The sequence below is a fragment of the Blautia sp. OF03-15BH genome, assembly GCF_003463065.1.
Lineage (GTDB): Bacteria > Bacillota > Clostridia > Lachnospirales > Lachnospiraceae > Limivivens.
Genome location: NZ_QSCM01000001.1, coordinates 105,816 through 129,420 on the forward strand (window position 1 = coordinate 105,816; position 23,605 = coordinate 129,420).

A 23,605-nucleotide genomic window follows, 5' to 3' on the forward strand; every position below is an offset into this window, starting at 1 on the left:
CGTATGGCCAGAGAAGATTACCACAGTGCGCGGGTACAAGGCCGCAGAGCGTACCGGGCAGATGTACAGGCCGGCCGCTATCCCTATCTGCCCGCCCTGGATGATATGATATCCTATTCCGAAACCCAGGGGGAATACCCCTTAGGCCGGGTAGACATTCCCCTGAACCTGATCGTGGGCACCAAAACAGCCGGCCGTCAGAAAGCCTTTGCCAGCAATTTCATGCCCCTTCTGGGTGAAACTACCGAGTTTGGCATGAAATGGGCCACTCTTTATGATTCCCAGCTCAATGAAGGCATCCGGGAGCCTATCAAAGTCTATGAATTCATGAATAAATTTTATGTAGAAGAAGGAAACAAGCGTGTCAGCGTCATGAAAGCCGTGGACGCCGCCTATATTCCCGCCAATGTCATCCGGATCCTTCCGAAACGGACAGAAGAAAAGGATAACCTGATCTACTATGAATTCGTGGATTTTTACAGTGTCGCACAGACCAATGAGATCTGGTTCAGCCAGGTCGGAAGTTTTCCGGCTCTCATCCAGGCCATCGGCAAAAAACCGGGAGAGCCATGGGATATTGAATTCCGCCGGAATTTCTTTTCCCTTTACAACACCTTTTCCGAGTATTTTCTCGCCAAAGGCGGTGAAAAGCTCCCTGTGACCACAGCCGATGCTTTCCTCAAATATCTGGAGATCTATGATTATGAAGATATCCTGAAGAAAGCCCCTGCCGAGATCAAAGAAGATGTCAACCGCCTCTGGGACGAGTTCTCCATCACCGGTGAAGGCGAAGGATCCGCTCTCGTAAAAGATACCGAAGACGCTCCCGCTTCCTCCAAAGGTCTCTTAAGCCTGACCAGACTCTTCTCCGGCAGAACCCAGAAGGTCAAAATCGCTTTCCTTAATGAAAAAACAGGAGAAACCTCCAGCTGGACCTACAGCCATGAACTGGGCCGCCTGTATCTGGAAGAAACCTATCCGGACAACGTGGAAACCTTCCACATCGACAATATCGAGGAAGGAGAAAGTGCTGAAAAAGCCATTGAAGCGGCGATCGCCCAGGGCAGTGATCTCATTTTCACCACCTCTCCCTGTCTCATCAAATCCAGTGTCCGGGCAGCTGTGGCCCATCCGAATGTTATCATCCTGAACTGCTCCTTAAACCAGTTCTACCACTCACTCCGCACCTATTACGGCCGGATGTACGAAGCCAAATTCCTGATGGGAGCTATCGCAGCCGCCATGTCTGAGACCGATCATATCGGTTATCTGGCCGACTATCCCATCTACGGAACCATTGCCAACATCAATGCCTTTGCCATGGGTGCGAAAATGATCAATCCCCGTGCCATGATCCATCTGGAATGGTCCCGCATCAATCACTGGAGCGGCCGCCATCTCTCGGAAATGGATGAGGTCCAGGTCATTTCCGGTCAGGATATGATCCGGCCAGATGCTCCCTCCAGAGAGTTTGGTCTCTATATGAAGGGAAAGAACGGGATCGAAAACATCGCCTCCCCCATCTGGCACTGGGGTAAATTTTACGAACAGATTGTACAGAACGTACTGGACGGCACCTGGAAGAAAACAAAAACAGCTATGAACTACTGGCTGGGACTCTCTTCCGATGTCATTGATATCGTTTATTCCAACAGCCTTCCTGTAGGCACCCGCCGGCTTCTGAAGTTCCTGCAGGCCTCCATTATCAAGAATACACTGGAACCGTTCTATGGCGTCCTTTATTCCCAGGACGGCATCGTACAGAAATCCGAAGACGAAAGTCTGACACCGGAACAGATCGTGACCATGGACTGGCTGGCTGACAATGTTCTCGGGGTGATCCCTTCCTTCAGCGACCTGACGGATGAAGCCAGAGAACTGGTGCTTCTGCAGGGCCCCCTGAATACAGAGGAGTAATAAACATGAAAATTTTAGTGATCGGCGATCATGAATCCAAATCTCTCTGGGATTTTTACGATCCTTCAAAGCTGGAGGGCATTGACCTCATCATCTCCTGCGGGGATCTGAGTCCCAGATATCTCAGTTTTCTGGTAACACTGGCGCACTGTCCGGTTCTCTATATTCACGGAAACCACGATGACAAGTATGAAATGACCCCTCCCGAGGGCTGCATCTGTGTGGATGATGATCTCTATGTCTACGAAGGGATCCGTATCCTCGGACTTGGCGGTTCCATGCGCTACCGCTACGGCACGCACCAGTACACCGAAAAAGAAATGCGGACCCGCATCCGGAAACTCTGGATGAAACTGATCCGCTACAAAGGCTTCGATATTCTTTTGACCCATTCCCCCGCCCGGGGGCTCAACGACGGGGAAGATCTTCCCCATCAGGGTTTTGAATGTTTCCGTACGCTGATGGAAAAATACAAACCCAAGTATTTCATCCACGGCCATGTTCATATGAGCTACGGCCGGAAATACAAACGGATCGACCAGTATCAGGACACGGTCATCATCAACGGCTATGACCAGTATGTCTTTGACTATGAAAATCCTGATTTTTCCTCCGAGATCAGCCGTGCCGGAACCCATATGAGCAAATAGCTTCAGGAAAAACGGACCATCTCTTTCCGCAGCCGCTTCATGATCTTTTTCTCCAGACGGGAAATGTAAGATTGCGAGATTCCCAGGATATCCGCCACTTCTTTCTGGGTCTTCTCCTCCCCGTCCAGAGAATTGATGCCGAAGCGCAGGGAAACGATGGTCTGTTCTCTTTTACTGAGTTTTCTTATGGCCCGGTTCAGAAGCCGGTATTCTGCCTCCGTTTCCATATCTTTATAGATCACATCTTCATCTGTTCCCAGAATATCCGATAAAAGCAGCTCATTTCCATCCCAGTCAACATTCAGCGGTTCATCGATTGAAACCTCCATGCGTGTCTTGCTGTTCCGGCGAAGATACATAAGGATCTCATTCTCAATGCAGCGGGAAGCATAGGTGGCAAGCTTGATCTTTTTCTCCGGCACAAAGGTATTGATGGCCTTAATGAGCCCTATGGTTCCGATGGAGATCAGATCCTCCACTCCCACGCCCGTATTATCAAATTTTTTCGCTATGTATACCACCAGTCTCAGGTTGTGCTCGATGAGAAGCGATTTTGCCTCTTCACTTCCGTTCTTTCCCAGGCGTTCAATGGCAGAAGCCTCTTCATCCGGCAGAAGGGGCGGCGGCAGTACATCGCTCCCGCCGATATAGTGGATCTCATTCTCCTTCTGAAAAAGCATCGTCTGAAAGGCCGGAACCATGCGAAACTGAAATTTACCCGGCATTGCTACTTTTATCACCATCATCATTCCCTCCTAATCATCGATCAGCGTACTTGGCAGGATCATCTGATATCTGCCTGCGCCATTCAGTGTTTCTTTACTCACTGCCACGATGGGACGGTCGATCTTTTTTTCTTCTCCATCCCTGTTGATAAAAAGACAGTCCAGACAGATCCCCGGCATACAGCCATTCTGCTTTCCTACCGTATGGTAAGGGATCCACAGGACCTTCGTTTTCTGATTAAAAAGCTCTTTTACCGCCTGGTACTCCACCACAGCTACCGGTTTTCCATGGTAAGGATCCACCAGCCGGTTTCCCGTATCCCGGAGACCGGACAGTTTTTTCTGCCTCCCGTTCCACAGAAGCGTCACTTCACAGAGATTCTCTGTCTCGTACTTCCACTTCTCCTTCAGGCGGAGGGCAGCGTAGATCAAAGCCGTCCCTGCAATACCGGAGAGGATCACCGGCAGTGTAACCCAAAGCCGCAGCACCGGAAGAAGCCCTCCCATCAGAAAGGCCATTCCCAGAAAAACAGCGGTACTTCTTACCAGTCTTTTTTTCTGCCCAAAGGAGATCTGAAAGCTTCCTTTCACCATCAGGAGTGCCAGGACTGCCGCTGCTCCTGTCAGAAAAACGCCTCCCTCCGGAAAAAGAAAAAGCAGCGCACAGCTCCCGACACTTCCACAGGCTGCCCATGCCGCCATGCGTCCAAAGCGGACCGGCAGTTTTGCCGCTATTCCCGTCAGAAAAAGCAGCAGGAAATCCAGGCAGAAGTTTTCCAGAAAGAATGCATCCATATAAAGCTCGTAATACACAAAACACCCCCTGTATCCTTCTGAGCCTCGCTTTTTCAAGCAAGATCCATTATAGAATACAGGGGGTGCATATTTTGTCATAATCAGGAAACGGATCCGTCATTTTCATCGACAGGATTCGTCAGAGAACCGATGGATCAGTCTGCGTAACCGTTGGGGTTATTGCTCTGCCATCTCCAGGAATCTTCACACATACGGTCGATTCCATACTGTGCTTTCCATCCCAGCTCTTTCTCAGCCTTGGATGCATCACAGTAACAGGTAGCGATATCGCCTGCACGACGGGGTTTCACTTCGTAAGGAAGTGTCTTTCCACAGGCTTTCTCAAATGCATGGAGTACATCCAGAACACTGTAGCCAACTCCGGTACCAAGGTTGTAGATATTGACACCGCTGCCCGGTGCCAGTTTCTGCAGAGCCTTCACATGGCCTTTTGCCAGATCTACTACATGGATATAGTCACGTACGCCGGTTCCGTCCGGTGTATCATAGTCATCACCAAAGACTCCCAGACATTTCAGCTTTCCTACAGCCACCTGTGCAATGTAGGGAACCAGGTTGTTGGGGATACCCTTCGGATCCTCACCGATGAGTCCGCTCTCATGAGCACCAATGGGATTGAAGTAGCGGAGAAGCAGGATGTTCCACTCCGGATCTGCTGTATGAAGGTCTGTCAGGACCTGCTCCAGCATGCCTTTGGTACGACCGTAAGGATTGGTGATCTCACCCTTCGGACACTCTTCTGTGATCGGCACAAAAGCCGGATCTCCGTATACGGTTGCGGAGGAGCTGAAGATCAGGTTCTTTACACCATGATTTCTCATGACATCACAGAGATTGAAGGTTCCGGTCATATTGTTGTGGTAGTATTCCAGCGGCTTTGCCACGGACTCACCTACAGCCTTCAGGCCTGCGAAATGAATCACAGCGTCAATCTTCTGTTCCTCAAAGATCTTGTTCATGCCTTCTTTGTTCAGCATATCTTCTTTGTAAAAAACAACTTTCTTTCCAGTGATCTTTTCTACCCGCTCAAGAGCCTTTTCGCTGGCATTGTAAAGGTTATCCATTACAACTACCTCATGACCCTCATTTAAAAGCTCGATGCAGGTATGGCTGCCGATATAACCGGCTCCGCCCGTTACTAAGATTTTCATAGCTGTGTCCTCCTTTTTTTATCAAAACGCTGATGCGTTTCAGGCTTTACAACAGATATGGGACCACAAATCGGGTCCCATATCTAACAATTATCTCTTTCTCAGGAAGTCCGGAATCTGGATATCTTTCTCCTGGATCTTGCTCTCCGGAGTTCTCAGTCTGTTCAGACCGGAAGTGGGAGCAGCAGGGGTCACAGAAGACTTCGGCTGGCTGTAGGAAGGAGCAGGGCTCTTCTTCGGAAAAGCACTGACATTTGCTCTTTCACGGCTGCTCTGGAACGGATTGCTGAAAGAAGAAGCAGAAGTATTATTTACTTTGTGTGTCTCTACACCGGCATTCTGGTTATCCTCTGTATGAAGACCGGTAGCAATGACCGTGATGCTTGCCTCATCTGCGTATGTATCATCATACATCGCACCGAAGATGATGTTTGCATCCTCTCCTACCAGTTCCTCTACATAGCTGGCTGCATCATTGGCATCCATCAGGGAAATGTCTCCGGAAATATTGATGATGACATCGGTCGCACCTTCGATGGTGGTCTCAAGAAGCGGGCTGGATACCGCCTGTTTTACTGCTTCCATTGCCTTGTCATCACCCTTGGCCTGTCCGATACCGATATGGGCAATACCCTTATTAGTCATAACCGTCTGTACGTCTGCAAAATCCAGATTGATCAGGGCCGGCATATTGATCAGGTCTGTGATTCCCTGAACGGCCTGCTGAAGAACCTCATCGGCTTTCTTTAATGCCTCCGGCATGGTGGTCCGGCGGTCTACGATCTCAAGAAGCTTGTCATTGGGGATCACGATCAGTGTATCCACATTGGCTTTCAGTCTCTCGATACCGGCAAGAGCATTGCTCATACGGGTCTTTGCCTCAAAACGGAAAGGTTTGGTCACTACGCCGACAGTCAGGATACCCATATCCTTGGCAAGTCCTGCCACGACCGGAGCAGCTCCTGTTCCGGTTCCGCCGCCCATACCACAGGTAACGAATACCATATCTGCACCCTGCATCACCTGTTTGATGTCCTCTGTGCTCTCCTGGGCTGCCTGCTCGCCTACCTCCGGCTTTGCACCTGCTCCCAGTCCCTTGGTCAGCTTCTCACCAATCTGGATCGTGGTGGGAGCCTTACAGAGCTGCAGTGCCTGCTTATCGGTATTGATCCCAACGAACTCTACACCGCCGATGGTCTCGTCTACCATTCTATTTACAGCATTATTGCCCGCTCCGCCGACACCGATGACGATGATCTTTGCAGCAGACTCAGTTTCATTTGTCATAATTTCTAACAAGGGTATTTCCTCCTTCTCGCGTCTATATACGACCCTTCAGGCCCCTGGCGGAACACTGAACAGCATCTTTCTTTCCGGATTACAGCACACTACACCCACTGCCGCAATCTTTATCATATATCATATAGGTTTTTCCCGAAATTATCAAGTATATATTTTAAAAATTTTCACCAACAGTTCCGAACATGAGCGAAATGAAAAATCAGACTATGCAAACTTGTTTGCAATAGGATGTATTTTCATTTCGGAATGGGCAGAATGCCCATTAGCCTCAGACCTAAGCTGCGAATGCAGCGAGAGCGCATGCAATGCGCGTGTCTGTGGCCTATTGTTCGGAACGTCCGGAACAGTTACCCGTTTCACCAACAGTTCCGAACATGAGCGAAATGAAAAATCAGACTATGCAAACATTCTCTTTACTGGATGTAAGCTCCGGTATAGGGATCGATATAGCCGTATCCGTCTGTAATAATCTCTCCATTGCTGTCCACATAATTGTAGGAATCCACGTTGTAGGTGATATTCCCTTTTTTATCAGTATAATACCGGTTGCCGTCCGCATCTTCGGCAAAGGTTCCGTCCGATTCCTGATAGGTAGGGGCGCCACTGTCCTGGGTAGCAGGTGTCTCCTCACCGTCAGAGCTTCCTGCGATCACATTTCCGTTTTCATCTGTTTCTGTCTGGACTTCCGCTTCTGTTTCCGGTGTGTCACGATACGTTACAGACTGGGACTGACTGGAATAACTCTCCATATTCAGGTTCCCGCTCTTCTCTGCCACATTCGGAAGAATCGATGACAGCACGGAGATCTTGTCCTCCAGGGAAGATTCGTCTCCCATAAGCACATTCAGCTTTCCGAAGATCAGGATCAGTTCCTCTTTGGTGGAATACCGGATTTCATCCGGCACCAGTCCCTCCTGGTTCAGAAGATCTGCCACCCGGATCACCGTATCCAGTTTATCCGGCTCCGAAGCAGAAAGGGCTTTGTAAAGAGTGACCTTATCCACCGTCAGCCCTGTCACCTCCGGCACATTTTCATGGCGTTTCTGGGAGCTTTCGATGACCAGGCCCGTCCGGTCAAAGTAGACATATTTTCCCTGCGTCCGCACATATCCCACGGCCATTTTTTCATAAACATGAACCTGCACCTTAAAGGGACTGACCATTTTCACTTCCACGCTGCTCAGAAACGGCAGTGCATTCTCTGCTTTTTCTTTATCGTTGTATTTCCATATAAGATAAAGAGTATTCTGGCACAGGCCATCCTGAAGGATAGCCTGCTGGATCTGGGTAGAAGTAAAGGTACTGTTTCCGGATACGGAAATTTCCTTTACCCGGAACAGTCCGAAAACAACTGCCGCCGTCAGGAGCAGGATTCCGATGATCCCCCATTTCACTCTGCCTTTTCTCTTCCGTCTTTTATGACTGTTCTTCATTGTGTCCCCCGTAAGTTCTTCTGTCACAGCGGTTCCGTACCCTCAAAGTGGTTCCGGAACGGCTGACTTTTTGTCTATGCAGGCCCCCAGCATTCTCAGATCTCCTGCCAGGTCCTCATAGCCCCTTTCCATGTATCCGTCATCCTGGATCCGTGTAGTCCCTTCTGCTCCAAGAGCAGCCAGGACCAGGGCAGCTCCGCCCCGGAGTTCTTTTGCCCGGACAAAGGCGCCACGAAGGGAAGAAACGCCCCGGATCCTGGCACGGTTCCCTTTTATTTCAAGATCTGCTCCCATCCGGCGAAGCTGATCCGCCGTCTGAAAACGTGCTTCAAAAATCCGTTCCTCGATCTCACTTCTCCCCTGTGCCACCGTCATGGCGGAAAGAAGCGCCGACTGAAGATCCGTTGGAAAGCCCGGATAAGGTCTCGTTGTCACTTTTCCAACCGGCAAAAAAGCTTCTCCTGCATCCAGAAAAATCTCTTCCGGAGCGGTCTTCACCACAGCTCCTGTCTTTCTTATCACATGCAGGACTTCTCCAAGGCTTCCTGCTTCCGCACCGGAAAGAAGTATCCTTCCTCTGGTCAGAACCCCTCCGAAGAGATAGGTGCCGGTCACGATCCGGTCAGTTCCGATGGTAAATTCACTGTCCTGCAAAGCTGTGACGCCTTCCACCCGGATGGTATCTGTTCCATCCCCTTCAATGCGAGCGCCTTTTCCCCTCAGAAACCGGCAAAGTTCCGCGATCTCCGGCTCTTTTGCCGCTCCGGAAAGGACTGTCACTCCATCTGCCAGCACGGCAGCCAGGATCACATTTTCTGTAGTTCCCACGCTTGGAAAAGGGAGAACAAGTCCGGTACCGCAAAGACCGGTACTCCAGGCCTTCAGTAACTGCTCCTCTTCCTGAAATATTGCCCCCATCTGCGTGAGCAGGCGCAGATGAAGATCAATGGGGCGTTTCCCGATGGTACAGCCGCCCGGATAAGGCAGAACCGCTTCTTTGCATCTCCCCAGAAGACTGCCCAGAAAGATCACAGAGGAACGCATCTTCTCTCCCAGCTTTTCCGGGACTTTCGTTTCATTCAACCCCGCTGCATCCAGGATCAGCGTATCCTTTTCCCACCAGACCGTGCAGCCCAGGCTTTCCAGTATCTCAAGGGTATATCTGACATCTGTAATATCCGGACAGTTATGAAGCACTGTCCTCCCTTTGTGAAGCAAGGCTCCGGCCAGAACAGGCAGTGCCGCATTCTTGGAACCCTGGATCTTCACTGCCCCGTCAAGAGGCCTGCCGCCCGATACTTCATACCACGTCAACGAACGTCCCCCGCTTTCTTCCCCTATACCACAGGGTATGCAGTCAGGAAAAATCCGTTCCTTTGCATTTCCGGCTGATCCCCAGGACCAGCCCCATTTCAGCCAGGAGAAAAAGGATCGAAGTCCCGCCATAGCTGACAAAGGGCAGCGTAATGCCCGTATTCGGTATGGTATTGGTGACGACTGCCACATTCAGGATCACCTGAATGGCAATGTGTGCCATGACTCCTGCCGCAAGGAGAGAGCCGAAAAGATCCGGTGCATGGACAGCGATCAGAAAAAAACGCCAGATCAGCAGAAGAAAGAGAAGAAGCAGGATTCCTGCCCCGAAAAGCCCCAGTTCCTCACAGATGATGGAAAAGATCATATCATTCTGCGCCTCCGGAACAAAACCGAGCTTCTGAATGCTTCCGCCAAGGCCGGTACCGAACAGGCCGCCGGAACCAATGGCATAAAGTCCCTGGATCGTCTGGAAACCTTTTTCATAGCTTTCCGGATTTCTCCAGATAGCGATCCTTTCCAGACGGTAACTCTCCATTCCCAGAAAAATTCCCATAAAACCGGCTCCCGCCCCGAAAAGACCTGCAAAAGGCAGATAAGAAGGGCTGGATACAAAAACCAGGATCACAGCAATGCCAAGGATAATGACCGCCGTGCTGAGATTGCTGGTCCCTACCAGTCCTACAATGGGCAGGATCAGGATCAGCGTCCGGAAGAGCTCCAGCATTCCTTTTTTCTTGTTCTCCCGCCTGCTGATGACCCTGGCCAGAAATAAGATCACGGCAGGTTTCGCAAACTCTGACGGCTGAAAGGACAGCGGACCAAGGCTCAGCCACCGTCTGGATCCATTGATGGAGGCTCCCACAAAAAGTACCAGGGTAGACAGAACAAGCGACAGCAGATACGCCGCTACTCCCCATTTTTCCAGCCGGTGATAATCCAGTTCTGCTGCCAGATACAGGACAGCAAGCCCCAGCACGGTGGCAAAAAGCTGTTTTTTAAAATAACTGGCAGGATCAGAAAACTTCACCTGCCCGTTGTATGCACTTGTACTTAAAAGGACGGTCAGCCCGAACAAAAGCAGGATGACCACCAGTATCAGGAGTGTGTGATCCACTGTCCCTTTTTTCCGGTCCATGGCACCCCCTGTTTCACTTTACAGCTGATTTACAAATTCCTTGAACTGCTTTCCGCGGACCTCATAGCTCGGGAACATATCCCAGCTTGCACAGGCCGGTGAAAGCAGGACCGCCTCTCCGCTTCCGGCATGGGAAGCACAGAATTCCACTGCCTCTTTGAGAGAATTTACAAAATAGACCGGCTCAAACCCACAGGCTGCAGCCGCTTCTGCGATCTTCTCCTTTGTGGCGCCCAGAAGAACCAGGCCCTTTACTTTTCCATCAAAGGCACGGATCCATTCCTCATAGGAGGAACCCTTGTCGTAACCGCCGCCGATGAGCCAGGTGGGCCGGTTCATCGCCTGAATGCCTTTGATCGCCGCATCCGGGTTGGTCCCCTTGGAATCATTATAATAGGCAACGCCGTTTTTCTCCGTCACATACTCGATCCGGTGTTCCACCGCATGGAAGCGGAGCAGTGCATAACGGATCTCTTCCAGACTGACACCATAGGCCAGAGCCATGGCAACTGCCGCCATAACGTTTTCAAAGTTATGAAGACCTAAGAGGTTCAGTTCATCCGTATCACAGATCTTGGTAAGAACCGTACCGTCATGGTAGAAGATTGCGCCGTTTTCATAATACATTCCCTGATTCAGCTTACGTGCGCTGGAGAAAAATATGACTTTTGTTTTCAGCGTCTCCCCGAATTTTCTTAAAACCTCATCCTCATAGTTCAGGACACAGGTATCTTCTGCCGTCTGATTGGCTGTAATGAGTTCCTTCACCCGTATGTACTCTTCCATCGTATGATGACGGTTCAGATGATCCGGAGTGATGTTCAGGATCGCACTGACCTTCGGATGAAAATGCTCTGTGGTCTCCAGCTGGAAGCTGCTGATCTCTGCCACAGTGACAGAATCCTCCTTCATCTCTTCCACTGCTGCCGTGTAAGGGTTTCCGATATTTCCCACCACAAAAACAGAACTTCTGGCATGTTCCATAATGGCACCCAGAAGACTGGTGGTCGTCGTCTTTCCGTTGGTTCCCGTAATCGCCAGCACATCGCCCTTTCCAAAAGCGTACGCCAGTTCCACTTCTCCCCAGATCTTCAGACCTTTTTCCTTAAAATGGAGAACCAGGGGAAGATCCGTGGGGACACCGGGGCTTAGAACCACCAGAGATAGTCTGTCGATCTCTTCCTCCGGCAGGTTTCCGACAAAGATCTCTGCCTTCGTTCCCTCTCTCAGCTGACTTTTTACCGCAGCCGGATCTGTTTTCTCATTTCCGTCATAGAGAACCGGAATGCTTCCCATGTCCTCCAGAAGTTTTGCGGCTCCGATACCGCTCTTTCCCGTGCCGAATACCAGCACACGTTTTTCTTTCAAATCCATGATATCCTCCTAGAATAAACCACCCTTACTCAGCGGAGCAGCAAAAGCCCCACGATGCACAGAAGCATGGTAACGGTAGAAAATACGGCAACGATCCGTGTCTCAGACCAGCCGCAAAGCTCAAAATGATGATGGATCGGCGCCATTTTAAAGAAACGCTTTCCACCTGTCTTTTTAAAATAAGTCACCTGGATGATAACAGAAAGGACCTCGACCAGATAGATCAGACCGACAATCAGGATGATCCAGGGCATGCGGAGCATATAGGCAGAGCCTGCCACAAAACCGCCCAGAGCCAGTGATCCGGTATCTCCCATAAATACCTGTGCCGGATGCACATTAAACAGCAGAAAGCCCAGAAGTGCTCCTGCCACAGCTGCTGTCACCGGCTCAATGCCGCCTCCGAGAACCAGAGAAGCGATCGTAAAGAAGACAGCTACCACAGCCGTCACACTGGAAGCCAGACCATCCAGACCATCGGTAAAATTCACGCCGTTATCCGTTCCGATGATGGCAAAGTAAGCCAGAGGGACCGTGATCCATTTGATATCCAGTACATAATCAGTAAACGGAAGAACCATCGTCAGACCGCTCTCGTCCTTCAGGATCATGTAGATCACAAAAACAGTGGTCACTGCCAGCTGACAGAACATCTTCTGCTTGGGAAGGAGTCCGTCGGAACGCTTCAGCACCACCTTCAGATAATCATCCAGAAAACCGATGATCCCAAAGCCCAGCGTCAGAAACAGGACCGGAATGATCCTGGGATAACGACCCACAAAAAACAGACAGGTCACCAGAACACTGATCAGAATGATGGTTCCGCCCATGGTAGGAGTCCCTGCTTTCTTCAGATGGGACTGAACGCCCTCGGCTCTTTCTGTCTGTCCAACCTTCAGTTTCCGAAGGAAGGGAATGACAAACGGACTTAATGCCACACTGACCGCAAAGGCGATGAGCAGCGGGAGCATCACGGAATGAATGATTTCTGTACTTATAACCATTTTGCACCTCTTTAATCTTTATTTTTTCGAATAGTTACAGTATACGTCTTTTTTCCCTATTACGCAAGGTTTTCTTACCCTGCCTCTCCCTGTACATCCGTCACAGGCTCTTCCCGTTTCACTCCCAGGTAAGGCAGGATATTTTCAAAGATATCCCGGATCACCGGCGCTGCCACCGTGCCGCCGTAATAGACTCCCTGCGGATCGTGAATGACACAGATCCCCAGTACGGTTGGATTTTCTGCAGGAGTAAACCCCAGAAACGAAGAAATATAACGGTGTGCACTTCTCGGTATAGTCTCCGAAGTAGCCGTTTTCCCGCCGATGGAATACCCTTCGATGGCGGCATTTTTCCCGGAACCTTCACTCACCACTTCTTTCAGAATCCCACGGACCGTCTCTGAAGTCTCTTCTGAAAGGATCCGTTCTCCCTGTGGATATTCCAAAACTTTTAAAAGTGTCCCATCCCGTTTCCGTACCTGAATGCCAAAATGAGGCGTCACTCTTCTGCCGCCATTGATCAGGGAGCTTACCGTTGCTGCCAGCTGTACCGGAGTCACCTGAAAGGACTGTCCAAAGGAAACGGTAGCCAGTTCTACCAGTCCCATATTTTCCTTCTGATGCATGATCGTCCCTGCTTCTCCCGGAAGATCGATGCCAGTCTTTTTCAGCAGTCCGAACTGCTGAAAATAGCGGTAATAGATGTCGATCCCCAGCCGGAGCCCTACCGTGATGAACACCGGATTACAGGAATTCATGGCTCCATGGACAAAATCCTCACTTCCATGACCGCCCACCTTATGGCAGCGGATCCTCCGGTCCTCCACGATACAGTAACCGGGGCAGTAAAAGGAATCCGACGGATGGACCACACCTTCTTCCAGGCCGGCCGCCATGGTGATGATCTTGAAAACAGAGCCCGGCTCATACGTATCATTGATACAGCCGTTTCTCCACATACGGTTCCTGGCATCCTGAAGTTCCTGTTCCGTCATCCCCGCCGTATCCAGTGTGCCCGGATCAAACGGTGCATTGAGATCAAATTCCGGTACATTGACACAGGCATAGATCTCCCCGTTCTGCGGATTCATAAGAAGGATCGATACTTTTTCCGCCTGCTTCTCTTCCATGACCTTCCGCGCCGCCTGTTCCGCATATTCCTGAATGTTCCGGTCGAGACTGAGCACCAGATCATTTCCGGCCACAGCCTCTTTTCTCGCTTCCCCGGCATCTGCCAGTTCCACTCCTCTGGCATCTGTGAGTGTCAGGATCTTTCCATCCGTCCCCTTCAGTACCGCTTCGTATTCCACCTCCAGGCCGATGATCCCCTGATTGTCACTTCCGGTAAAGCCCAGTACTTTGGATGCCAGGCTCCCGTATGGATAATACCTTTTGAAATCCTCATCCACCTTTACACCGGCCAGATTGTATTTCCGGATCCTGTCGCCGGTCTCCTTCGGTACATTAGTCCGGATCCTTTCCAGTGCACTGACCTTTTCCACCCGTTTCCGTACCTTGTCTTCCGCAAGCTCCAGTTCTTTTGCGAGTACACGGATGACTTCCTCCGGATCCTTCAGCTGGTTATGTACCACAGAGACCGTACAGACCGGCTGATTATCCGCCAGCACTGTCCCGTTAACATCCAGGATCCGTCCTCTGGCCGCCTTGATATCCCGTTCTCTTTCATGAAGATCCGCAGCCTTTTTATAATAATATTCCGAACGGAACAGCATCAGCCAGGCCAGACGCCCCACCAGCCCAAGCAGCATGACTGCACAGAGAACGAAAACCAGCAGGATCTTTTTTTTATGAAAAATCTTCAGTGAGGACATAAAAAACCTCCGGAAAAGCTTTCTATTATGTATAGTCGCTTTTCCGAAGGTCTATGCTTTTATTCTTCTCCCAGATCTTCTCTGGTGATACCGGCGTTATCCGGTACGCCTTCCTGCTGTTCTTCCTCTGTCTTCTCTGCAGGAGGATTGGAAATATTGGGGTTATCTGCCACCTGGCTGTCCGCACTCTGAATCACATTTCCGTCTTCATCCGTTTCCGGTGTCTCTGTTTCTGTGATTCTTCCGGCCTCTGCCTCTTCTCTGGTGATTCCATGATCTGCCAGCTCCTCATCGGTATATTCCTCTGTTACAGGAATATTGAGATATGGCAGGATTTCCATGAGGATCTTTCTGGACATGACATGAGGATATCCGCCCTGGGTCTGATCGTCTACATTCGGCTCATCCACAACCGAATAGATCATCACCTCAGGATCATTGATGGGCGCAGCTCCGATAAAGGAAACGATATAACGTCCCTGCCAGCGCTGTCCGTTCTCCGGATTGATCTTCTCGGCAGTACCCGTTTTTCCGCCCACCCGGTAACCGGGCACCCAGGCCTTCCGGCCGGTTCCGTAAAGAACACCCATCTCCAGAGCTTCCTGAAGCACTTTGGAGGTCGATGCAGAAATAGGCTGACGCAGAAGAATGGGATCATTGGTCTTTACCACGCCTCCCTGGTCGTTTAGGATCTGCTTTACCATATGGGGCTGATAATAATAACCTCCATTGACTACTGCACAGAAGGCAGCCGCCTCCTGGATCATCGTACAGGTAAAACCCTGACCGAAGGTGTTCGTCGCAAGCTCTACCTCATGCATATTTTCTGTGCTGTAAAGACTTCCGATATTCTCATTGGGAAGATCGATGCCGGTACGGCTTCCAAAGTTAAAAAGGCGCTGATATTTACAGAATTTCTCCACCCCCAGCTGGTAACCGATCTGCATCAGTGCATCATTACAGGAATTCTGAATGGCTTCCCGTACGGTCTCCATGCCATGACCGTTAACATTGTCACAGTTGATCCTGGTATCTGTGATGAACTCATAACCGTCACAGTAAAAAGTATCATCCGGATCAATCGAACCTGTCTCAATGGCCGATGAAACTGTGATCGGTTTAAACGTGGAACCCGGTTCAAAAGCATAGGAAACACAGAAGTTACTCCAGAGATCATTGTAAACCTCCGCTTTTTCCTCATCCGTCAATGTCTCCAGATCTTTCTCCTCATACCAGGAGCTCACATCATAAGGATCACTCAGATCATAGCTGTGGTTGGTCGCCATGGCATAGATCTCACCGGTTTTTGGATTCATGACGATCACTGCGATATTTTTCGCTCCGTGACCGTTCAGTTCCTGGTTGGGACCGTCACTGAGTTCTTCATCCAGCTGTTTGATGTATTTTTCCACGATCTGCTGAATGTTCACATCCAGCGTGGACACCAGGCTGTAGCCGTTCTCCGGTTCGATGACCGTACGCTGCAGCTCGGAATCTTCATTGAGATAGCCGAACTCCCGGCCGTTTACACCATTGAGTACATCCGTATAGTACGACTCCAGACCTACGATACCATCACTGAGATCATTGGAAAAGCCTACCACCGTACTGGCCAGGGATTTCATCGGATACTCCCGGACATAGTTCTCTTCAAACCAGATTCCCTGCACATTCTGCCGCTCGGCAATCTCTTTTTCGGTAAGATCTTCTCCCGAAGTGGAGATAGAGGTCTCATAGGCATCTTTTTCTTCCTGTGTGACCTTTTTTTTCAAAATCTGATACTGGCTGTTTCTGGTCGCCTCCGCTGTGATCAGGCTTCGAAGCTCTGTTTCATCCAGTCCGAAAGAAGCAGCCAGTGCTTTTACCGTAGGCTCCAGATAAGCCTCTTTTTCATTGACTGCCTTACAGTCCAGGATCACCGTGTAAACCTTTTCGCTTCTGGCAAGTACATTCCCGTTCCGGTCCCGGATCTCTCCTCGCCGGTAAGGAATGCTTCTGCTGTCATACTCCTTCTGGGAGAGTACCTGTTTGGCATATTTATCGCCACTCTTGATGTTGATGTAGGCGATCCTCAGATTTAATATCACTAAAACCAACAAAACAAATGCAAAAACGCCCAGAAGCTTTTTTTGCATTTGTTTATCAAATTTCTGCTTTCTTCTTCTTTTTTTCAATCAAACCACCTGTATACTATTCCTTCGGCACTTCCTCGTACTGACGGACATAATCTTTGTCCTGTTTGTCGTAAGTAACGATCTGATCCTGGTTTGCGTAAACCATGCCAAGCTCATTGATGGCAATATCGCGGATCGCATCCAGATCCACGGAAGAAACTGCTTTAGAATAAGCTGCATCGTTCGACAGCTTCAAGTCACTGTAAGAACTCTCCATTCTGGAAATCTCTTTTCTGGATTCCGTCACCTGCGCCTGCAGTTTCAGATAATTGACACAGATAAACAGACAGGCTACAGCGGCAATACTCAAAAAGCCCACATAGCCCATATTCATCTGAAAAGCTCTGGCTCTGGCCCTGCGTCTGGCAAGTGCCTTCTGCCTGGTTTTCGGCCGGCTCTGGCTGTTTTTCCTCTGCGGTGCCTGCTGTCTCTTCTCCGGTGCATAATGCCGCTGCGGCATTTCATCCGGCACTGCCTGTTCATACTGTGAAAGTTTTCTCACGGCGGTACCTTCGATATAAGCTCCACGGTTTATTTTTTTGTGAGTGTTCATCTGGCTCCCCATGATATCTCTCCTTTCACCCGGTCATTGCCTGCCTTCCTCAGAGAATGATCTTCCGTTCAAAAACTCTGAGTTTGGAACTCTTGGAACGCTTGTTTTCCTCCAGTTCCTCTTCACTTGGAATAATCGGTTTTCTTGTTATAACCTTTCCCTTGGATTTCCTTCCGCACACACAGACAGGAAACTCTTTGGGACAGATACAAGGATCTTCGTTTTCTTTAAAAATATTCTTTACGATACGGTCTTCCAGAGAATGGAAGGTGATCACTGCGATCCTGCCTCCGTCATCCAGAAGATCGATCATATCTCCAAGGGAATCTTTCAGTACATCCAGTTCCCTGTTCAGTTCGATTCGAATCGCCTGAAAGGTTCTTTTGGCCGGGTGTCCGCCTACGGCACGGACTTTCATCGGAATCGCTGCTTTTATCACTTGAATTAACTCCCCAGTTGTTTCCAATGTTTTTTCACTTCTCGCGCTGACGATGTGTTTTGCGATATTTTTCGCAAATTTGTCCTCTCCGTAATCCCGGATGATCCGATACAGCTCACTCTCGCTGTAGCCATTGACAATATCTCTGGCTGTCATTGTCTGTCTCTGATCCATCCGCATATCCAGTGGGGCATCCTCCCGATAAGTGAAACCGCGTTCCGCGTTATCCAGCTGATAGGATGAGACTCCCAGGTCCAAAAGAATTCCGTCCACTGCTGTAATGTGTAATTTTGTCAGTTCTGCCCTCATATTGCAGTAATTACTGCGAATGATGGTCACTTTATCCTTAAACTCCCCTAAGCGCACCCGTGCAGCTTCTATGGCAGCTTCGTCCTGGTCGATCCCGATAAGGCGGCCTTTGTCCGAAAGCCTGCGGCAGATCTCATAAGAATGTCCGCCGCCGCCCAATGTGCCATCCACGTAGATACCGTCCGGTCGGATGTTCAGTGACTCCATACACTCACTGAGCAGTACAGATTGATGTTTAAATTCCATATTGTCCTCCCCTGACTATATGCCTAAGCCTAAATCTGTCATCTGTTCAGCGATCTCGTCCATTGCCACATCGTCCAGGGAATTATTTTCATTCCACTTGTCCTTGCTCCAGATTTCGATTCTGTTCAGCATACCGGTCAGCACTACATCTTTTTCCAGACCTGCAAATTCTCTTAAGGTTGCCGGTAAGAGAATTCTCCCCTGCTTGTCCAGTTCACAGGGCGTTGCACCCGCTACGAAAAAGCGGGCAAACTGCCTGGCGTTCTTATTGGTAAGTGGTAACGATTTCAGTTTGATCTCAAAAGCTTTCCATTCTTCATCAGAGAACACAAACAAGCAGCCGTCCAGTCCCTTCGTGACAACAAATGTCTCTCCAAGCTCCTCGCGGAACCGGGAAGGGATGATCAGCCTGCCCTTGGTATCAATCGTATGACTGTATTCTCCCATGAACATGGTGGCCACCTACTTTCTGTAAAAACACAGATCACGTCTCATCCGTGTCCTGTGGAAAAACGATATTCTGTGAACCACATGCTTCACTTTCTAACCACTTTCCTCCACTTTCTACCACTTATGGGATAATAATAGCTCATTTTTTCTTAAAAAGCAATGGTTAATTCGGATTATTTTTGCCTTTTTCCTAAACACTTCCGTACGGGATTTTTCTCCGGACAGACAATAACCCCCACTTTTCTGCCACCTTCCTGATCTGGTGGTAAAAAGTGGGGGTTTTCATCGCTTTTCTTTTTCAGGCACTCTGAAGGTCCAGATATTCTTCAACCAGTCTGTCCAGTACAAGACTCTGCTGATAAGTGGCCTCCAGATCATTTTCCAGGGTAAGACGATCCAGTTTCTCCCGTTCTTTTTCAATGCGTTCCCTTAAGTTTTCCATCTGATTCATTGCGTCTGTTTTCTCCTTTCGGTGTATCCCCTTTTTTTCTCAAAAGCACGATCAAAAGTATCGAAACAACAACCATCACACCGGCCAGAAGCTGTGATACCGGCCAATGGACTACGGGAAGCAGAAGCTGATCGGTACGGAGTCCTTCGATCCAGACTCTTCCGAGGCCATAGCCACCCAGATAACACAAAAAAACTTCACCATTGAATTTCCGGTGATTTATCTTATAGAGTAAAAAAATGAGTACGCCTGCATTCCACAGTGATTCATACAGAAACGTGGGATGCACCTGGATGAACTTCACTCCGTCGATGATCTGCAGATGCTCCATCATCTGTGCCGTCACCTCACCGGAGCGGACAGCATCCAGCGGAAGCTGCATGGCAAGAAGGTTATCGGTATATCCGCCGAAAGCCTCCCGGTTGAAAAAGTTTCCCCAGCGGCCGATGATCTGCCCGAGGATGATGCCGCAGCAGGCGGTATCTCCCAGAAGGCCAAAGGGAATTTTTTTCTTCCTTTTAAAATAAAGCATCGTAAGCATGGCGCCTATGACGCCTCCGTAAATAGCCAGACCGCCCTCCCGGGTGTTCAGGATACTGAGAAGATCATCCTTGTATTCTTCCCAGGAAAAGATCACGTAATACAGTCTGGCACAGATCACAGAGATCACGATCCCGACAATGGCCATGTCAAAATAATCATCGGGATTCTGCCCGGTCTTCTTTGCCACATAAAGCGCCAGGAAAATCCCCGCCATCATGGCCACGGCAATGGTCACACCATAATAGGCGATCTCAATGCCGAAAACCGAAAAACTTTTTCCCACATGCTCCAGACAGATGCCAAGATGTGGAAACCTGATCGCTTCGCTCATAAAAAGCTTCCTTTCATCAAACGTTGAAGCGGAATAAAATGACGTCTCCGTCCTGAACTACATAGTCTTTTCCTTCCAGACGGACCAGACCCTTTTCCTTGGCTGCCGCATAGGTCTTGGAATCCAGAAGCTCCTGGTAATTGATCACCTCTGCGCGGATGAATCCTCTCTCAAAATCCGAGTGGATCTTTCCTGCTGCCTGCGGTGCCTTGGTTCCTTTGGTAATGGTCCAGGCTCTGGTCTCCTTCTCACCTGCGGTAAGGTAGCTTAACAGGCCAAGAAGGCTGTAGCTTGCACGGATCAGTTTCTCAAGACCGGACTCGGAAAGTCCCAGATCCTCCAGGAACATAAGCTTCTCATCATCATCCAGCTCAGAGATCTCCTCCTCGATCTTTGCACAGATCACAAAAACCTCACTTCCGGATTTCTTTGCGTACTCGCGCACTTCCTGCACGTACGGATTTTTGGCTCCGTCATCTGCCAGATCATCCTCGGATACATTTGCTGCAAAAATCACCGGTTTGGATGTCAAAAGATTATAGGTAGGAATCCAGGCAAGCTCCTCTTCATCCTCTGTTTCGTAAGAGATTGCAAGGTTTCCCTCCTCCAGATGTGCTTTCAGGCGGTTCAGAAGCTCCAGCTCTTTGGCAAGGGTCTTGTCATTTCTTGCTCCTCTGGTAGTCTTTGCAATTCTTCTCTCCAATATTTCAAGATCAGAAAAAATCAGTTCCAGATTGATGGTCTCGATGTCACGCACCGGATCAACACTGCCGTCTACATGGATCACATTCGTATCTTCAAAGCAGCGTACCACATGAACAATGGCATCCACTTCACGGATATTGGCCAGGAACTGGTTTCCCAGCCCTTCTCCCTTGGATGCACCCTTTACCAGACCGGCAATATCCACAAATTCAATGACAGCCGGAGTGACCTTCTCAGAATTGTAAAGGTCAGCCAGAAGCTTCAGTCTTTTATCCGGTACGGCAACCACACCCACGTTGGGATCAATGGTACAAAAGGGATAGTTGGCTGACTCTGCGCCTGCCTTTGTGAGGGAATTAAAGAGAGTACTTTTTCCTACATTCGGTAATCCTACGATTCCTAACTTCATCTATTAAAACTTCCTTTCTTATCTTTTGTTGTATTGTATGATACTTAATTTTTTCCTGCCCATGAGACAGTTTAGCACAGGAACGGACAGAATTGCAAGTGCTTTGACAGAGAAGTCTTCGACACGATTCGTCAATCCTTTGATTCCATCACAAGGAGTTTTCCGGATGAAAACGAGATATCCCCGTTTTCTGCGGTTATTTCGTTGCTGACTCCCAGAGGGTTCTCCGCCTCCATGTCGTATTCTGTCAACGGATAAAAAAAGCCCCGAAGGGTCAGCCCCTTCACCTGTCCGCCGAAGGCGAACAAAGAAACGTACTTGCCGTACTGTTTCTTTTTTTCGATCGTCAACGGCTGATCGATCAGCCGGATCCGGTTGTGCGCATCCATAAGAATGCATTCTTTTTTCCGCTCGAGTGCATGGGAAAGAAGTTTGATATTTGCCACCACATGATCCAGTCTGGTACCGGTGCCTCCGAGGATATAAATCCTGTCTGCCCCTTCTTCCATGGCAAGCTCCATGGCAATGGAAGTATCTGTAAAATCTTTTACCGGATTAAAGGTACGGATCGGGATCTCCGGAAACTGTTTAAAGTATTCCAGTGCTTCTCCGGAAGCGGAATCAAAATCCCCCACGATATGCGTGGGATGAATCTCTTTCTCTTTCAGGAAACAGATCCCTCTGTCGGCTCCAATGAGAAGCTCCGGTTTTTCCTCTCTCAAAAAAGCAAGGGCAAAGTCCGGATCCAGACTGCCCCCGCTGATAATAACGGCTGTTTTCATTTCTTTTCCTCATAAGCTTTCATGGCTTCCAGAAATGCATGGACATTTTCTGCCGCATTTCCCCGGAATACACTGCTGCCGGCTACAAGCACATTTGCTCCGGCGTCCAGGATCTCCGGAAGGTTGTTAAGGCTGACACCGCCATCCACTTCGATATCGATGTCCCGTCCTGCTTTCGTCAGCATTTTCCGGAGATCACGAATCTTATCCGTCACCGCCTGGATGTAAGGCTGACCGCCAAAGCCCGGGTTTACGCTCATCAGAAGGATCATATCGGTCTCATCCAGCACATAATCCAGAACAGAAAGCGGGGTTGCCGGATTCAGGGCCACACCTGCTTTTTTTCCAAGGGAACGGATATGCTGAAGGGTCCGGTGAAGATGGGTACAGGCCTCTGCGTGTACGGTGATGATATCGGCACCGCAGTCTGCAAACTCGCCCACATAACGATCCGGATCCTCCACCATCAGATGTACATCCAGAACTTTATCTGTCATTTTCCGAAACGCACGGACTGCCGGCATTCCGAAATTGATACTCGGGACAAAACTTCCATCCATGACATCCACATGGATGTACTGGGCGCCTGCCTCATCAATGGTACGGATCTCCTCTCCCAGTCTGCTGTAATCCGAAGCCAGCATTGATGGTGATAAAAGATACATATTAATATTTCCTCCTGTCTTTTAACTCTTCCAGCATTTCCAGATAGCTTTGATACCGTCTTTTACTGATCTTCCCTTCGGTTACGGCATCCTTGACACCGCAATCCGGTTCTCTGTCATGAAGGCAGCCCTGGAATCGACAGTAAGGTTCAAAGGGTGTAAAATCCGGAAAATAGAGCTGTAATTCTTCTTTTTCCATCTCAGGAAGCATCAGGGAGCTGAAGCCCGGCGTGTCCATGAGATAGGTTTCCTCTTCTACATAGAAAAGTTCCGAATGGCGGGTCGTATGCTTTCCTCTGTCGATCTTCCGGCTGATCTCTCCGGTCTCCATAGAGGCACCGGGACAGAGCCGGTTGATCAGCGTGGATTTTCCCACGCCGGATGGCCCGGCCACGGTGGTGGTCTTTCCTCTCAGGATCTCACGGACAGCTTCCATGCCCTTTTCCTGACCGGCACTGACAAAAAGCACCTGACTGTCACAGCCGTCGTAGATCTGCTGAAGCTCTTCCATCTCTTCTCTGGTAGAAAGATCTTCCTTATTGAAGCAGATCACGGTCTTCACTTTCTGGTACTCCATCATGACCAGAAAGTGATCGAGCAGATTGAAATTCGGTTTCGGCTGATTCACTGCAAAAATCACCAGCGCCTGATCCACATTGGCTACCGCCGGACGGATCAGTGTATTCTTTCTCGGAAGGATCTCCATGAGATTTCCTGTCTTCTCTTTCTCATCCAGGATCTCAATGCCTACATCATCTCCCACCAGAGGCTTGATGCCGTTTTTCCGGAAAATCCCCTTCGCCCGGCACTCATAGATCACGTTATCTCTGGTATGTACATAATAGAAACCGCCGATTCCTTTGATTATCTTTCCTTTTTGCATAAAGTCTTC

Annotated in this window: 22 protein-coding genes; 2 read left to right on the forward strand and 20 right to left on the reverse strand. The window is 49.4% G+C overall.

Annotated elements, in window-relative coordinates; translation table 11 throughout:
* The first annotated feature begins 3 nt into the window (after window positions 1-3).
* Together DXA57_RS00550 and DXA57_RS00555 are read left to right on the forward strand one after the other, a co-directional pair.
* Window positions 4-1,917 (forward strand): BMP family ABC transporter substrate-binding protein, encoded by a 1,914-nt coding sequence (locus DXA57_RS00550; protein ID WP_117763986.1) that lies wholly within the window; start codon window positions 4-6, stop codon window positions 1,915-1,917.
* A 5-nt stretch (window positions 1,918-1,922) separates the two neighbouring features.
* Window positions 1,923-2,567, forward strand: coding sequence for a metallophosphoesterase family protein (locus DXA57_RS00555; RefSeq protein WP_117763987.1), 645 nt, complete (start codon window positions 1,923-1,925; stop codon window positions 2,565-2,567).
* A 2-nt stretch (window positions 2,568-2,569) separates the two neighbouring features.
* On the opposite strand, the gene sigE is transcribed toward DXA57_RS00555, so the two are convergent.
* From sigE to rsgA, 20 genes are all read right to left on the reverse strand, one after another.
* Window positions 2,570-3,310 (reverse strand): RNA polymerase sporulation sigma factor SigE, encoded by a 741-nt coding sequence (sigE, locus tag DXA57_RS00560; protein ID WP_117763988.1) that lies wholly within the window; start codon window positions 3,308-3,310, stop codon window positions 2,570-2,572.
* 12 nt (window positions 3,311-3,322) lie between these two features.
* Window positions 3,323-4,105 (reverse strand): sigma-E processing peptidase SpoIIGA, encoded by a 783-nt coding sequence (locus DXA57_RS00565; RefSeq protein ID WP_158571200.1) that lies wholly within the window; start codon window positions 4,103-4,105, stop codon window positions 3,323-3,325.
* Between the two features lie 137 nt (window positions 4,106-4,242).
* The gene (gene galE / locus DXA57_RS00570) at window positions 4,243-5,259 is read right to left on the reverse strand and encodes a UDP-glucose 4-epimerase GalE (RefSeq protein ID WP_117763990.1); all 1,017 of its coding nucleotides are present in this window, start codon (window positions 5,257-5,259) and stop codon (window positions 4,243-4,245) included.
* Window positions 5,260-5,349: 90 nt separating this feature from the next.
* Window positions 5,350-6,546, reverse strand: a complete 1,197-nt coding sequence (gene ftsZ / locus DXA57_RS00575; protein WP_117763991.1) for a cell division protein FtsZ — start codon at window positions 6,544-6,546, stop codon at window positions 5,350-5,352.
* 428 nt (window positions 6,547-6,974) lie between these two features.
* Complete coding sequence (locus tag DXA57_RS00580; RefSeq protein ID WP_117763992.1) at window positions 6,975-7,994, reverse strand: cell division protein FtsQ/DivIB; 1,020 nt, start codon at window positions 7,992-7,994, stop codon at window positions 6,975-6,977.
* Window positions 7,995-8,036: 42 nt separating this feature from the next.
* A complete protein-coding gene (murA, locus tag DXA57_RS00585; protein ID WP_117763993.1) occupies window positions 8,037-9,308 on the reverse strand; it encodes a UDP-N-acetylglucosamine 1-carboxyvinyltransferase in 1,272 nt (423 codons plus the stop codon).
* A 43-nt stretch (window positions 9,309-9,351) separates the two neighbouring features.
* Window positions 9,352-10,446: an FtsW/RodA/SpoVE family cell cycle protein gene (locus DXA57_RS00590; RefSeq protein ID WP_117763994.1), complete on the reverse strand. Its 1,095-nt coding sequence runs from the start codon at window positions 10,444-10,446 to the stop codon at window positions 9,352-9,354.
* Window positions 10,447-10,464: 18 nt separating this feature from the next.
* Window positions 10,465-11,820, reverse strand: coding sequence for a UDP-N-acetylmuramoyl-L-alanine--D-glutamate ligase (murD, locus tag DXA57_RS00595; protein ID WP_117763995.1), 1,356 nt, complete (start codon window positions 11,818-11,820; stop codon window positions 10,465-10,467).
* Window positions 11,821-11,849: 29 nt separating this feature from the next.
* Complete coding sequence (gene mraY / locus DXA57_RS00600) at window positions 11,850-12,824, reverse strand: phospho-N-acetylmuramoyl-pentapeptide-transferase (protein ID WP_330423165.1); 975 nt, start codon at window positions 12,822-12,824, stop codon at window positions 11,850-11,852.
* A gap of 74 nt (window positions 12,825-12,898) precedes the next feature.
* Window positions 12,899-14,656 carry a peptidoglycan D,D-transpeptidase FtsI family protein gene (locus tag DXA57_RS00605; protein WP_117763996.1) on the reverse strand — a complete coding sequence of 586 codons (1,758 nt, stop codon included), beginning with the start codon at window positions 14,654-14,656 and terminating at the stop codon, window positions 12,899-12,901.
* A 59-nt stretch (window positions 14,657-14,715) separates the two neighbouring features.
* Window positions 14,716-16,830, reverse strand: coding sequence for a peptidoglycan D,D-transpeptidase FtsI family protein (locus DXA57_RS00610; RefSeq protein WP_117763997.1), 2,115 nt, complete (start codon window positions 16,828-16,830; stop codon window positions 14,716-14,718).
* A 16-nt stretch (window positions 16,831-16,846) separates the two neighbouring features.
* A complete protein-coding gene (locus DXA57_RS00615; protein WP_117763998.1) occupies window positions 16,847-17,395 on the reverse strand; it encodes a hypothetical protein in 549 nt (182 codons plus the stop codon).
* Between the two features lie 37 nt (window positions 17,396-17,432).
* Entirely contained in the window at window positions 17,433-18,377 is a 945-nt protein-coding gene (gene rsmH / locus DXA57_RS00620; protein WP_117763999.1) for a 16S rRNA (cytosine(1402)-N(4))-methyltransferase RsmH, read from the reverse strand.
* Window positions 18,378-18,392: 15 nt separating this feature from the next.
* Window positions 18,393-18,830, reverse strand: a complete 438-nt coding sequence (gene mraZ / locus DXA57_RS00625) for a division/cell wall cluster transcriptional repressor MraZ (RefSeq protein WP_117764000.1) — start codon at window positions 18,828-18,830, stop codon at window positions 18,393-18,395.
* A gap of 295 nt (window positions 18,831-19,125) precedes the next feature.
* Window positions 19,126-19,278 carry a hypothetical protein gene (locus DXA57_RS17150; RefSeq protein ID WP_158571201.1) on the reverse strand — a complete coding sequence of 51 codons (153 nt, stop codon included), beginning with the start codon at window positions 19,276-19,278 and terminating at the stop codon, window positions 19,126-19,128.
* Window positions 19,244-20,152 carry a prolipoprotein diacylglyceryl transferase gene (lgt, locus tag DXA57_RS00630; RefSeq protein WP_117764001.1) on the reverse strand — a complete coding sequence of 303 codons (909 nt, stop codon included), beginning with the start codon at window positions 20,150-20,152 and terminating at the stop codon, window positions 19,244-19,246. The genes DXA57_RS17150 and lgt overlap by 35 nt, the downstream gene beginning before the upstream one ends.
* Window positions 20,153-20,168: 16 nt before the next feature.
* Window positions 20,169-21,266, reverse strand: a complete 1,098-nt coding sequence (gene ychF / locus DXA57_RS00635; protein ID WP_117764002.1) for a redox-regulated ATPase YchF — start codon at window positions 21,264-21,266, stop codon at window positions 20,169-20,171.
* A 131-nt stretch (window positions 21,267-21,397) separates the two neighbouring features.
* On the reverse strand, window positions 21,398-22,048 hold the full coding sequence (locus tag DXA57_RS00640) for a thiamine diphosphokinase (protein WP_117764003.1): 651 nt from the start codon (window positions 22,046-22,048) through the stop codon (window positions 21,398-21,400).
* Entirely contained in the window at window positions 22,045-22,713 is a 669-nt protein-coding gene (gene rpe / locus DXA57_RS00645; protein WP_117764004.1) for a ribulose-phosphate 3-epimerase, read from the reverse strand. Before rpe ends, DXA57_RS00640 begins: the two co-directional genes overlap by 4 nt.
* A gap of 1 nt (window position 22,714) precedes the next feature.
* The gene (gene rsgA, locus DXA57_RS00650) at window positions 22,715-23,596 is read right to left on the reverse strand and encodes a ribosome small subunit-dependent GTPase A (RefSeq protein WP_117764005.1); all 882 of its coding nucleotides are present in this window, start codon (window positions 23,594-23,596) and stop codon (window positions 22,715-22,717) included.
* Window positions 23,597-23,605 lie beyond the last annotated feature (9 nt).